The 11869-nt window shown below is 64.2% G+C and carries 10 protein-coding genes; 9 read left to right on the top strand and 1 reads right to left on the bottom strand.

The genetic code is table 11. From position 1 onward, the window contains the following. Window positions 1–27: 27 nt before the first annotated feature. Window positions 28–1182: a dihydrodipicolinate synthase family protein gene (locus X760_RS53905; protein ID WP_023719064.1), complete on the bottom strand. Its 1155-nt coding sequence runs from the start codon at window positions 1180–1182 to the stop codon at window positions 28–30. Window positions 1183–1425: 243 nt separating this feature from the next. Here X760_RS53905 and X760_RS53900 point away from each other — a divergent pair, with 243 nt between their 5' ends. The 9 genes from X760_RS53900 to X760_RS53860 all read left to right on the top strand — a co-directional run bounded on the left by X760_RS53900 (window position 1426) and on the right by X760_RS53860 (window position 11867). Further along, window positions 1426–2481 carry a LacI family DNA-binding transcriptional regulator gene (locus X760_RS53900; RefSeq protein WP_023719063.1) on the top strand — a complete coding sequence of 352 codons (1056 nt, stop codon included), beginning with the start codon at window positions 1426–1428 and terminating at the stop codon, window positions 2479–2481. Further along, window positions 2478–3494, top strand: coding sequence for a Gfo/Idh/MocA family oxidoreductase (locus tag X760_RS53895; RefSeq protein WP_023719062.1), 1017 nt, complete (start codon window positions 2478–2480; stop codon window positions 3492–3494). The genes X760_RS53900 and X760_RS53895 overlap by 4 nt, the downstream gene beginning before the upstream one ends. Continuing rightward, on the top strand, window positions 3491–5092 hold the full coding sequence (locus X760_RS53890) for an acyl CoA:acetate/3-ketoacid CoA transferase (RefSeq protein ID WP_023719061.1): 1602 nt from the start codon (window positions 3491–3493) through the stop codon (window positions 5090–5092). Before X760_RS53895 ends, X760_RS53890 begins: the two co-directional genes overlap by 4 nt. Further along, entirely contained in the window at window positions 5085–5861 is a 777-nt protein-coding gene (locus X760_RS53885) for an enoyl-CoA hydratase/isomerase family protein (protein WP_023719060.1), read from the top strand. Before X760_RS53890 ends, X760_RS53885 begins: the two co-directional genes overlap by 8 nt. Before the next feature lie 15 nt (window positions 5862–5876). After that, window positions 5877–7388, top strand: a complete 1512-nt coding sequence (locus X760_RS53880; RefSeq protein ID WP_023719059.1) for an aldehyde dehydrogenase family protein — start codon at window positions 5877–5879, stop codon at window positions 7386–7388. Between the two features lie 60 nt (window positions 7389–7448). Further along, window positions 7449–8702 carry an ABC transporter substrate-binding protein gene (locus X760_RS53875; protein ID WP_031194023.1) on the top strand — a complete coding sequence of 418 codons (1254 nt, stop codon included), beginning with the start codon at window positions 7449–7451 and terminating at the stop codon, window positions 8700–8702. Window positions 8703–8846: 144 nt separating this feature from the next. After that, window positions 8847–9806 (top strand): sugar ABC transporter permease, encoded by a 960-nt coding sequence (locus X760_RS53870; RefSeq protein WP_023719058.1) that lies wholly within the window; start codon window positions 8847–8849, stop codon window positions 9804–9806. Next, on the top strand, window positions 9803–10747 hold the full coding sequence (locus X760_RS53865) for a carbohydrate ABC transporter permease (RefSeq protein ID WP_023719057.1): 945 nt from the start codon (window positions 9803–9805) through the stop codon (window positions 10745–10747). The genes X760_RS53870 and X760_RS53865 overlap by 4 nt, the downstream gene beginning before the upstream one ends. Before the next feature lie 4 nt (window positions 10748–10751). Next, complete coding sequence (locus X760_RS53860) at window positions 10752–11867, top strand: ABC transporter ATP-binding protein (protein ID WP_023719056.1); 1116 nt, start codon at window positions 10752–10754, stop codon at window positions 11865–11867. The last annotated feature ends 2 nt before the right edge of the window (window positions 11868–11869 follow it).

Below are 11869 nucleotides of genomic sequence, written 5' to 3'. Positions count from 1 at the left end.
TGGATCAGACGCTGTATCGTCTAGCGATCAGACACCCGCTACTGCGCAGAGGCTTGTCATTCTGGCGATGGCGAGTTCCGGCTCGGCCAGCAACCCCGCCTGATCGGCAAGGCGAAAGACATCGGCATAGTGACGGATGCCGCGCGCCGATTGCATGCCGCCGATCATCGAAAAGTGCTCCTGATGGCCGTTAAGCCATGCCATGAAAACGATGCCGGCCTTGTAATATTCGGTCGGCGCCTCGAAGATCTTGCGCGACAGCGGCACTGTCGGGACCATCAGCGCGTCATAGCCGGCGCGGTCGCCGTCGGCCAGCTTTGCCAGCGCCGCATTGGCGACGGGCGCGATGGCATCGAAAATGCCGAGCAGCGCGTGCGAATGCCTGTCGCCGTCGCCGGCGATCAGCTCGGGGTAGTTGAAGTCGTCGCCAGTGAACATCACCACGCCCTCGGGCAGCCGGTCCCTGAGCGCGATCTCCTTGCCGGCATCGAGCAGCGATATCTTTATGCCTTCGACCTTGCCGGCATGGCGTTCGATGATCGCGATCACCGTCTCGAGCGCAGTTTCGAAATCGCTGCTGCCCCAGTAGCCTTTCAGCGCCGGGTCGAACATATCGCCCAGCCAGTGCAGGATGACCTTGCCGGAGGACTGGGACAGGATGCGGTCGTAGACACTGACATAATCGTCGGGCCCTTTGGCGACCGCCGCCAGTGCACGGCTGGCCATCATGATCGCCTTGCCGCCAAGTCCTTCGATGAAGCCGAGCTGCTCTTCATAGGCCGCGATGACATCGGCGAGCGTGCTCGCGGCGCCCGGCGCCAGATGGTCGGTGCCGGCGCCCGACGCGAGATCGGCGCCGTCGACGCTGCGCGCCTCGGCGATCGAGCGGCGGATTAATTCCCTGGCATTTGCCCAGTCGAAACCCATGCCGCGCTGCGAGGTGTCCATCGCTTCGGCGACGCGGAAGCCGAGCCGCCAAAGGTGACGGCGAAACGCCATCGTCTTGTCCCAGTCGACTGCCGGCCGGGACCACGGATCGGTCATCGCCACAGGATCGGCGACCACATGGGCGGCGGCATAGGCGATGCGCGAGAACCGCGCGCCGGCCGCAGGCTGCACCGGCTGGCCGACAAGCCGGTAGCGGATGCGGCCGCCGCCTTCCCCTGGCAAGGTGATGTCCATGGCTCTCTCCCTTCCCAGCGCCTATTAAATGGAACGTTCCAATAAATCAAGATGCTTTGCCGCTCCGCCGTGCGCCGGTCGAATTGCGGCAGCGCAACAGCAGAAAGCCATACACTCCTTCGCAATTGGGCGCCATGAGCCGCATTTTCACGGATTCGCAAAAACGCGATTGACTCAAATCCATAGGAGGGATTAGATCGTTCCAATAAATCGCATAAGAAACCATCGGGAGGATAGATCTGGATGGCCAGCCGGGCCAAGGCAACGATACTCGACATAGCCCGTGAGGCGGGCGTGTCCAAATCGACGGTTTCGCTGGTGCTGCAAGGCAGCGGGCTGATCCGGCCTGAAACTGCGCTCAAGGTGCGCAAGGCGATCGAGAATGTCGGCTATGTCTACAACCGCGGCGCCGCCAATCTGCGCAAGGCCCATTCCAACGTCATCGGCATGGTCATCAACGATCTTACCAATCCGTTTTTCGCCGAGATGGCGGTCGGCATGGAGCGCGTCTTCCAGTCGGCCGGCATCGTGCCTTTCATCGCCAACACGGCGGAGAGCCCGGTGCGCCAGGAAGAGGTGCTGAAATCGCTGATGGAGCAAGGGGTCGCCGGGCTCGTCGTGTCGCCGGCGCGCGGCACCGCGCCTGGCGCCTTCCGCCGGCTTGAGACCGCGGGCGTTCCGGTCGTCTTCGTCATGCGCCGGCTTCCTGAAAGCCGCATTCCGGTGATCGCGCCCGACAACCATCGCGGCGCCTATCTTGCCACCGCCCATCTGATCGGCAAGGGGCATCGCCGGCTGGCCTTCTTCGGCGGCTCGCCCGATCTTGTCGTCTATCACGAGCGGCTGGGCGGCTTTCGCGAGGCCTGTGAAGCGCTCGGCATCGCACCGGCCGACAGGCTGGTCTTCGAGGGCGAAACCAGCCGCAAGGGCGGCATTGCCTGCCTGGAAACCGCGCTCGCCATGGCCGCGCCGCCGACCGCGGCGCTTTGCTTCAACGATGCGGTCGCCTTCGGCGTCTTGCTGGCCCTGCGCAAGCGCGGCCTGGAACCCGGCGCGGATTTTGCCGTCGTCGGTTTCGACGACGTGGCCGAGGCCGAACACTACATGCCGGCGCTGACCAGCGTCTCGGTGAACACCGCCGGTCTCGGCGAGCGCGCCGCCCATGTCGTGCTGAAGATGATCCAATCGCGCACCACGCGCGCCGAGGATCATATCGGCGCCGTCAACCTCGTGGTCAGGGAAAGCTGCGGCCCCGATCGCAAGGGACATAGCTGCGCAGGAATGGGAGACGCGGCATGACCGTCAGTTGGGGGCTGATCGGCGCCAGCACGATCGCAAGACAGTTCATGATCGGCGCCATCCGCGCGCAGCCGGACGGCGAGATCGCCGCAGTGATGAGCTCCAGCCCGGGGCGCGCCGCCACCTATGCCAGCGAAAACCGCATTCCGGCGGCGGTCTCGGCGCTTGATGAATTGCTCAGCTCCGACATCGACGCCGTCTACATCTCGACCACCAACGAATTGCATCTCGAACAGACACTCGCCGCCATCGAGGCGGGAAAGCATGTGCTTTGCGAAAAACCACTGGCGCTGACCAGCGCCGACGCCCGCAAGATGGTCGCGGCGGCCAGGGCCGCCGGCGTCGTGCTCGGCACCAATCACCATCTGCGCAATGCGGGCTCGCATCGGGCGATGCGCGAAGCGATCGCTGCCGGCCGCATCGGCAGACCGATCGCCGCGCGCGTCTTCCACTCCGTCTATCTGCCGGAAAACCTGCAGGGCTGGCGCATCACCAGGCCGGACGCCGGCGGCGGCGTGGTGCTCGACATCACCGTCCACGATGCCGACACCCTGCGCTTCGTGCTCGGCGACGATCCCCTCGAGATCTCGGCGTTCACGCAATCGGCCGGCATGGCTGCCGGCGGGCTGGAAGACGGCGCCATGTGCCTCTGGCGCTTCGCATCGGGCGTCATCGCCCAGTCGCATGAGGGCTTCACCACCAAATTCGCCGGCACCGGCTTCGAGGTGCATGGCACCGAAGGCTCGCTGATCGCCAGGGATGTGATGACGCAGAAGCCAATCGGCTCGGTGTTGCTGCGCACGGCACAGGGCGAGGAGGAATTGAGCTTCGACCGCGAAGACCTCTATGCCCGTTCGCTGCGCCAATTCCACGCGGCGATCCGTGGCGAGAGCCAGCCTTCCGCCACCGGTGAGGACGGCGTCTGGTCGCTGACATCAGCCGAAGCGGCATTGCAGTCGGCCAGGTCCGGCAAGGCCGTTGCCATCGACCCGAAGCTCGGGAGTGCTGGATGAGCAAGCTCGTTTCCGCGGCTGAGGCTGCCGGCCTGATCAGGGATGGCGTGGTCGTTTCCGTTTCGTCGTCGAGCGGCCTCGGCTGCCCGGATGCGGTGCTTGCCGCGATCGGCGAGCGCTTCGACGCCGAAGGCCATCCCAAGGACATCACGACGCTGCACCCGATCGCCGCCGGCGATATGTACGGCATCAAGGGCATCGATCACTTAGCCAAGCCCGGCCTGTTGAAGCGCACTTTGTGCGGTTCCTATCCATCCGGGCCGTCATCTTGCGAACCGCCGCAGATCTGGAAGATGATCGGCGACAATTCGGTCGCTGCTTACAACGTGCCGTCCGGCATCCTGTTCGACATGCATCGCGAAGCCGCCGCCAAGCGTCCCGGCGTGCTGACCAAGGTCGGGCTCGACACCTTCGCCGACCCGCGCCACCAGGGCTGCGCCATGAATGCTGCCGCCAGCGAGCCGATCGTTTCGGTGCAGCAGTTCGATGGCGAGGAGTGGCTCTATTTCCGCTCGATCGTGCCGCAGGTGGCGCTCATCCGCGCCACCACCGCCGATGAGCGCGGCAACCTCACCTATGAGCATGAAGGTGCCTATCTCGGCGGCCTTGAACAGGCGCTGGCCGCCCGCAACAATGGCGGCATCGTCATCGCGCAGGTCAAGCGCGTCGTCGAGAACGGCACGCTGAAGCCACACAATGTGCGAGTGCCCGGCGTGCTGGTCGATCATATCGTCGTGGCGCCCGACCAGTTGCAGACGACGCTGACGCCCTACGATCCGGCCATCTCCGGCGAGATTTTCCGGCCGCTGTCGAGCTTCCGCAACGCCGAGATGAACGTCCAGAAGGTCATTGCCCGGCGCGTCGCAATGGAGCTTGCCGACGGCATGGCGGTCAATATCGGCTTCGGCATCTCGGCCAATGTGCCGCGTATCCTGATCGAGGAAGGCCAGCACGGCAAGGTCACCTGGGTCATCGAACAGGGTGCGGTCGGCGGCGTGCCGCTGCTCGACTTCAAGTTCGGCTGCTCGTCGAATGCCGACGCCTTCATGCCCTCTCCGCACCAGTTCATCTATTTCCAGGCCGGCGGCTTCGACGCCTCGCTGCTGTCCTTCCTGCAGATCGACCGCCACGGCTCTGTCAACGTCTCGAAGCTTTCGGCGCGGCCCCACGTCACCGCCGGAGCCGGCGGCTTCGTCGACATCACCGCGCGAGCGAAGAAGATCGTCTTTTCCGGTTTCTTCAACGCCGGCGCCAAGCTGTCGCTTGCCGGTGGCAGCATCCGCATCGACCAGGAGGGCAAGGTCAAAAAAGTCGTCGACGAGGTCGAGCATATCTCCTTCTCGGGCAAGCGTGCCGTCGCGCAGGGACAGGATATCACCTATGTCACCGAGCGTTGCGTGATGAAGCTGACGCCGGCGGGGCTGATGGTGACCGAGTTGGCGCCGGGCATCGACCTCGAGCGCGATGTGCTGGCGCAGGCCGAGATCCCGCTCGCCGTCGCCAACGACCTGAAAATCACACCGGATGCGCTCTACCGGGACCGGCCGATCGGCCTGTCGCTCAATGGCGGCGCGTCGCTTGGGGGCGCACATGGCTGAGCGTCTGGTAACCTTTGAAACCGACGGCGCCATAGGCATTGCCACGCTGCGCCGGCCGGAGAAATTCAACGCGCTCGATATTCCGATGCTGCGGGCGCTGGAAGCAGCGCTCGACGAAGCCGAGGCGGCGCAGACCGTCCGCATCGTGCTGATCTGCGGCGAAGGCAAGGGCTTTTGCGCCGGCGGCGATGTCGAGGCTTGGGCAGAAATGAGCGCCGCCGATTTCCAGGTGCAATGGGTGCGCTACGGCCACCGCGTCTTTGATCGGCTGGCGCGGCTGCGGCAGCCGACGATCGCCGTGCTTGCCGGCCATGCGCTGGGCGGCGGGCTGGAACTGGCGGCGGCTGCAGACTTCCGCGTGGCGGAAACACAGGTGAAGCTGGGGTTCCCCGAAACCTCGATCGGCGTCGTTCCCGGCTGGTCCGGCACCCAGCGCGCCGTGCGCCGCTTCGGTGCGCAGGCAGTGCGGCGGATGGCGCTCGGCGGCGAAGTGTTTCTGGCTACCGAGGCTCTTGTTCTGGGGATTGTCGACCGGGTGGTCGAGACCGGTAAGGCGTTCGCCGAAGCCAAGGCCTGGGCCGGCAAGATCGCCGAGCGCGGGCCGCTGGCGGCCGAGGCTGCCAAGCTGATGATTGCCATTGCCGAAGGCGAGGAGAGTGCCGCCGCGACCGAAGCGCTCGCCAGCGGCTTCATTGCGCTGACAAGCGATCTCAGGGCTGGCGTCGAGGCTTTCAAAGCCAAGCAGAAGCCGGCGTTCTCAAGATCTTAGGAACCTGAAACTCACATGAACGCGCCTCTTAACATCACTATGCCCGCCGAGGCAGCCGCAGCGCCGAAAAGCTACCGGCTGCTGATCGACGGCAAGTTCGTCGATGCCCAGGACGGCCGCACGCTGGAGCGCAGCAGCCCCGGCCACGGCTTCACCGTTTCGCGCTATGCGCAAGCCGGCGCGGCGGACGTCGAGGCGGCGGTACAGGCCGCGCACAAGGCCTTCGAGACCGGCCCGTGGCCGCGCATGAAAGCCGCCGAGCGCGCCGCGATCCTGCTCAAGACGGCTGGCCTGATCGAGGCGCGACTGGACGAGATTGCCCGGCTCGACGCGCTGGAATCCGGCAAGCCGATTGCCCAGGCGCGCGGCGAGATCGGCGGCGCCATCGACATCTGGCGCTATGCTGCGGCACTCGCCCGCACGCTTCACGGCGAAAGCTACGCCAATCTCGGCGATGCCATGCTCGGTGTCGTGCTGCGCGAACCGATCGGCGTCGTCTCGATCATCACGCCGTGGAATTTCCCGTTCCTTATCGTCAGCCAGAAACTGCCCTTCGCGCTCGCCGCCGGCTGCACGGCGGTGGTCAAGCCGAGCGAGATGACCTCGGCCTCGACCTTCGTGCTCGGCGAGATCCTGATGCAGGCCGGCTTGCCCGATGGCGTCGTCAACATCCTTGCCGGGCTGGGCGCCGATGTCGGCGCACCGATGGTCAGCCATCCGCTGGTCGAAATGGTGTCGTTCACCGGCTCCACCCGCGTCGGCAAGATGACCATGGCGTCTGCCGCCAACTCGCTGAAGAAAGTCTCGATGGAGCTCGGCGGCAAGAACGGCCAGATCGTCTTTCCCGACGCCGACCTCGAGGCCGCCGCCGACGCGGCGGTATTCGGCGGCTTCTTCAATGCCGGCGAATGTTGCAATGCCGGCAGCCGGCTGATCGTCCATGAGGCGATCGCCGACGAGTTCCTCGGCGCCGTCAAAGCCCTCACCGCCAAGGTGGTTGTCGGCGACCCGCTCGACGACCGCACCAAGGTTGGCGCGATGATCTCCGCCGACCATGTGGCCAAGGTCACCGGCTACGTGACGGCAGCGGAAAACGACGGCAGCCGGATTTATACTGGCGGCAAGCAACTTGCTTCCAGCGCCGGCCAGTATCTCGACCCGACCATCATTCGCGACGTCACCGAAGACATGGCCATTGCGCGCGAGGAAGTGTTCGGTCCGGTGCTCTCGGTGCTGACTTTTGAATCGATTGAAAGGGCGTTGCACATCGCCAACAACACGCCCTATGGTCTGTCGGCGGGCGTGTGGAGCGCCAGCATCGATACGTGCATGTCGGTGGCGCGGAATGTGCGTTCGGGAACCGTTTGGATGAACACGTTCATGGAGGGTTACCCCGAACTGCCTTTCGGCGGCTACAAGCAGTCCGGTTTGGGACGCGAACTCGGCAAGCGCGCCGTCGAGGATTATACCGAGGAAAAGACAATCCAGTTTCATCGCGGCCAGCGCACCGGATGGTGGGTCGGCTGAGTTGGGAAGAACCCGGTGGCCATCCGCCGGTCGTTGTAAGTTCAACAAGGGAGGAAGTACATGTTGCGCAAACTGCTTATCGGGACGGCACTCGCGTCGGGCGTTGCGTTCGCGGCCCATGCCGAGGACGTCAAGGAAGTCCAGATGCTGCATTGGTGGACGTCGGGCGGCGAAGCTGCCGCTCTGAACGTGCTCAAGCAGGATCTGGCCAAGGAAGGCTTTGCCTGGAAGGACGTGCCGGTGGCCGGCGGCGGCGGCGACGCCGCCATGACCGCGCTGAAGGCGATGGTGGCGGCCGGCAACTACCCGACCGCCTCGCAGATGCTTGGCTATACCGTGCTCGACTACGCCGCAGCCGGCGTCATGGGCGACCTGACCGAGACGGCGATAAAGGAAGGCTGGGACAAGTCCGTTCCCGCGGCCCTGCAGAAATTCTCGGTCTATGACGGCAAGTGGGTCGCGGCCCCGGTCAACGTCCACTCGGTCAACTGGCTGTGGATCAACAAGGCGGTGATGGACAAGATCGGCGGCACCGAGCCCAAGACCTTCGACGACTTCATCGCGCTGCTCGACAAAGCCAAGGCGGCGGGCGTCATCCCGCTCGCGCTGGGCGGCCAGAATTGGCAGGAAGCCACCATGTTCGACTCGGTCGTGCTGTCGACCGGCGGGCCCGAGTTCTACAAGAAGGCCTTCAACGACCTCGACGAGGAGTCGCTGAAGTCCGACACGATGAAGAAGTCGTTCGACAATCTCGCCAAGCTCGTCACCTATGTCGACCCGAACTTCTCGGGCCGGGACTGGAACCTCGCCACCGCCATGGTCATCAAGGGCGATGCGTTGGTGCAGGTGATGGGTGACTGGGCCAAGGGCGAATTCAACGCCGCCAAGAAGGTCCCCGGCACCGACTTCCTGTGCTACCGCTTCCCCGGCACCGATGGCAGCGTCGTCTACAACTCCGACATGTTCGGCATGTTCAACGTTCCGGAGGACCGCAAGGCCGCCCAGATCGCCTTGGCCACCGCCACTCTGTCGAAGAGCTTCCAGTCGGCCTTCAACGTCGTCAAGGGCTCTGTTCCGGCCCGCACCGACGTGCCGGACACCGATTTCGACGCTTGCGGCAAGAAGGGCATGGCCGATTTGAAGGCCGCCAATGAAGGCGGCACGCTGTTCGGTTCGCTGGCGCAAGGCTATGGCGCGCCTCCGGCGGTTGCCAACGCCTACAAGGATGTCGTCTCGAAGTTCGTGCACGGCCAGATCAAGACCTCGGACGAGGCCGTGACCCAACTGGTCAGCGCGATCGAAGACGCCAAGTAAGGCACCGCCGATGTGAATGATCTCCCCGGCGCAAGCCGGGGAGATTTCCCTGCGGCGAGGTTTTGCGGTTGCGCCGACCGGCACGCTTTCGTGCCGCAGAGCCCGCGACAGCCGAATTCCGGACCCGCCATACGGAATGGACAGATGAGTACAGTTGCTGAAACCAGTATCACGCTGACGCCGGAGCACGATGCCCGTCCGGGCGCCTCTGTGCGCTCGCGCCTTCAGGACGCGCTGCCGAAGCTCGTGCTAGCGCCAAGCTTTGCCGCCTCCGTCGTCTTCGTCTACGGCTTCATCCTGTGGACGATCTATCTGTCCTTCACCAACTCCAAGACCTTTCCCTCCTACGCCATCACCGGGCCACGCGCCTATCAGCGGCTATGGCGCTGGACCTTCGAAAGCGATCCGCCGTCCAGCTGGTACACGTCGATCACCAATATGGGGATTTTCGGCTTCCTCTATATTTCCATCTGCTTGGCACTCGGCCTGTTCCTGGCGATCCTGCTTGATCAGAAGATCCGCGGCGAAGGCATGTTGCGGCCGATCTATCTCTACCCCATGGCACTGTCCTTCATCGTCACCGGCGTTGCCTGGAAATGGTTTCTCGACCCCGGCCTCGGCCTCGAGCAGACGTTGCACCAGTGGGGCTGGACGAGCTTCCATTTCGACTGGATCAAGAACAAGGATTTCGTCATCTACACGGTGGTCATCGCCGGCGTCTGGCAGGCTTCGGGCTTTATCATGGCGATGTTCCTGGCCGGCCTGCGCGGGATCGACGGCGAGATCATGAAGGCGGCGCAGATCGACGGCGCCACCACCTTCCAGCTCTACCGCCGCATCGTCATTCCGCTGCTGCGGCCGATCTTCCTTTCGGCGTTGATCGTGCTCGCGCATCTCGCCATCAAGTCCTACGATCTGGTCGTCGCGCTGACCAGCGGCGGGCCGGGCGGCTCGGCTTGGCTGCCGTCGAACTTCATGTATGAGTACACCTTCAAGCGCAACGAAATGGCCGTCGGCTCGGCCAGCGCCGTGATCATGCTGATGACCATCACCGCGATCATCGTTCCCTATCTCTATTCCGAGCTCCGGGAGAAGCCGCGATGAGCGCCGTGGCCACTCCTGCTCGCCAGAACACTGGCGGTATCCGCGCCAGGACGGTCAACCGCATCGTCATCTACGGGCTGCTGGCGCTGTTCGCGCTGTTCTACCTGATGCCGCTATTCGTCATGCTGGTGACCTCGTTCAAGACCATGGACGAAATCCAGAACGGCAACATGCTGGCGCTGCCGCAAGCGCCGACTTTCGCACCCTGGATAAGGGCGTGGAGCGAGGTCTGCTCGGGTCTCACCTGCGTCGGCATGAAGGGTTATTTCTGGAACTCGATCAAGATGGTGGTTCCAGCGGTCGTCATCTCGACCCTGCTCGGCGCGCTCAACGGCTATGTGCTGACGAAGTGGCGCTTTCGCGGGGCGACGCTGGTGTTCGGGCTGATGCTGTTTGCCTGCTTCATCCCGTTCCAATCGGTTCTCTTGCCGATGGCAACGATCCTCGGCAGCTTCGGCCGATTCGGCGTCAAACTGCAGAACGCGACCGGCCTCACCTTCGGCTTCGGCAATCCGACGGTGAACCTGGTGTTCGTCCACGTCGTCTACGGCATCGGCTTCACCACCCTGTTCTTCCGCAATTACTACGAAGCGTTTCCGAATGAATTGGTGAAGGCGGCGCAGATCGACGGCGCCAGCTTCTTCCAGATCTTCCGGCGCATCATGCTGCCCAACTCGCTGCCGATCATCGTGGTGACGGTGATCTACCAGTTCACCAATATCTGGAACGACTTCCTCTTTGCCTCCGCCTATGCCGGCTCCGGGGACGTGATGCCGATGACCGTGGCGCTGAACAACGTCGTCAACACCTCGACCGGCGTCGTCGAATACAACGTCAACATGGCGGCGGCGATGATCGCCGCGCTGCCGACGCTCCTCGTCTATGTGCTCGCCGGCCGCTATTTCGTGCGCGGCCTGATGGCCGGCGCCGTCAAAGGATAATCGCATGGCTTTTCTGGAAATTGACGGGTTGAAGAAGCGTTTCGGAGCGGTCGAGATCCTGAAAGGCATCGATCTCGACCTCGAAAAGGGCGGCTTTCTCGTGCTGGTCGGGCCCTCCGGTTGCGGCAAGTCCACGCTGCTCAACACCATTGCCGGCCTGGAGACCATCACCGAAGGCGAAATCCGCGTCGACGGACGCACGATCAACGATCTCCACCCCTCCAAGCGCGACATCGCGATGGTCTTCCAGAGCTACGCGCTCTATCCGAACATGACGGTCGCCGGCAATATCGCCTTCGGCATGGAGATGCGCGGCGTGCCGGCCGACGAGCGCCAGAAGGCCATCGACAAGGTGGCGAAGGTCCTGCAGATCGGCCATTTGCTGAAGCGCAAGCCAAGCCAGCTTTCCGGCGGCCAGCGCCAGCGCGTCGCCATGGGCCGGGCACTGGTGCGCGATCCAAAGCTGTTCCTGTTCGACGAGCCTTTGTCCAACCTCGACGCCAAGCTGCGCGTCGACATGCGCATCGAGATCAAGCGCCTGCACGCCACCACCGGCACCACCATCGTCTACGTCACGCACGACCAGATCGAGGCGATGACGCTGGCCACCAAGATCGCGGTGATGCGCGACGGCGAGGTGCAGCAGTTCGGTACGCCGGCCGAAATCTATAACAATCCGGTCAACCTGTTTGTTGCTGACTTCATGGGCTCGCCGGCGATGAACCTGATCCCGGCGACGATCGGCAGCAACGGCAGCGGCTTCTCCGTCGTCATGGAGCGCGAGGCGCGCCAGCCGATCTCGCTGCCGCTGGCCAATGCGCCGGCCGGCCTGTCGGCGTTCCAGGGAAAACCGATCATCTTCGGCGTCCGCCCGGAAGCACTGACCGATCCCGAAGGGGCCGAACGCAACGCCTCGAACATCGCCCGCGCCGACTGTCACATCGAGGTCATCGAGCCGGCCGGCTCGGATACGTTCGCGGTCACCAATCTCGGCGGCAAGGCGGTGGTGGCGCGGCTGCGCGCCGACGCCAACATCCAGCCCGGCACGGTCACGCCGCTCGCCTTCAACCTGACCAAGGCGGTGTTCTTCGATCCGGCGACCGAGAGACGCATCGTCTGACG

The sequence above is a fragment of the Mesorhizobium sp. LSHC420B00 genome, from assembly GCF_000503055.1.
In the GTDB taxonomy this organism is placed as follows: Bacteria; Pseudomonadota; Alphaproteobacteria; order Rhizobiales; family Rhizobiaceae; genus Mesorhizobium.
Note: the sequence above shows the minus strand (reverse complement) of the source record. Positions and strands in the feature narration are given on the sequence as shown.

What these genes read in the sequence shown, in the direction of transcription:
- X760_RS53905 (WP_023719064.1), bottom strand. Translation starts at nt 1,182, where the DNA reads ATGGACATCACCTTGCCAGGGGAAGGCGGCGGCCGCATCCGCTACCGG.
- X760_RS53900 (WP_023719063.1), top strand. Translation starts at nt 1,426, where the DNA reads ATGGCCAGCCGGGCCAAGGCAACGATACTCGACATAGCCCGTGAGGCG.
- X760_RS53895 (WP_023719062.1), top strand. Translation starts at nt 2,478, where the DNA reads ATGACCGTCAGTTGGGGGCTGATCGGCGCCAGCACGATCGCAAGACAG.
- X760_RS53890 (WP_023719061.1), top strand. Translation starts at nt 3,491, where the DNA reads ATGAGCAAGCTCGTTTCCGCGGCTGAGGCTGCCGGCCTGATCAGGGAT.
- X760_RS53885 (WP_023719060.1), top strand. Translation starts at nt 5,085, where the DNA reads ATGGCTGAGCGTCTGGTAACCTTTGAAACCGACGGCGCCATAGGCATT.
- X760_RS53880 (WP_023719059.1), top strand. Translation starts at nt 5,877, where the DNA reads ATGAACGCGCCTCTTAACATCACTATGCCCGCCGAGGCAGCCGCAGCG.
- X760_RS53875 (WP_031194023.1), top strand. Translation starts at nt 7,449, where the DNA reads ATGTTGCGCAAACTGCTTATCGGGACGGCACTCGCGTCGGGCGTTGCG.
- X760_RS53870 (WP_023719058.1), top strand. Translation starts at nt 8,847, where the DNA reads ATGAGTACAGTTGCTGAAACCAGTATCACGCTGACGCCGGAGCACGAT.
- X760_RS53865 (WP_023719057.1), top strand. Translation starts at nt 9,803, where the DNA reads ATGAGCGCCGTGGCCACTCCTGCTCGCCAGAACACTGGCGGTATCCGC.
- X760_RS53860 (WP_023719056.1), top strand. Translation starts at nt 10,752, where the DNA reads ATGGCTTTTCTGGAAATTGACGGGTTGAAGAAGCGTTTCGGAGCGGTC.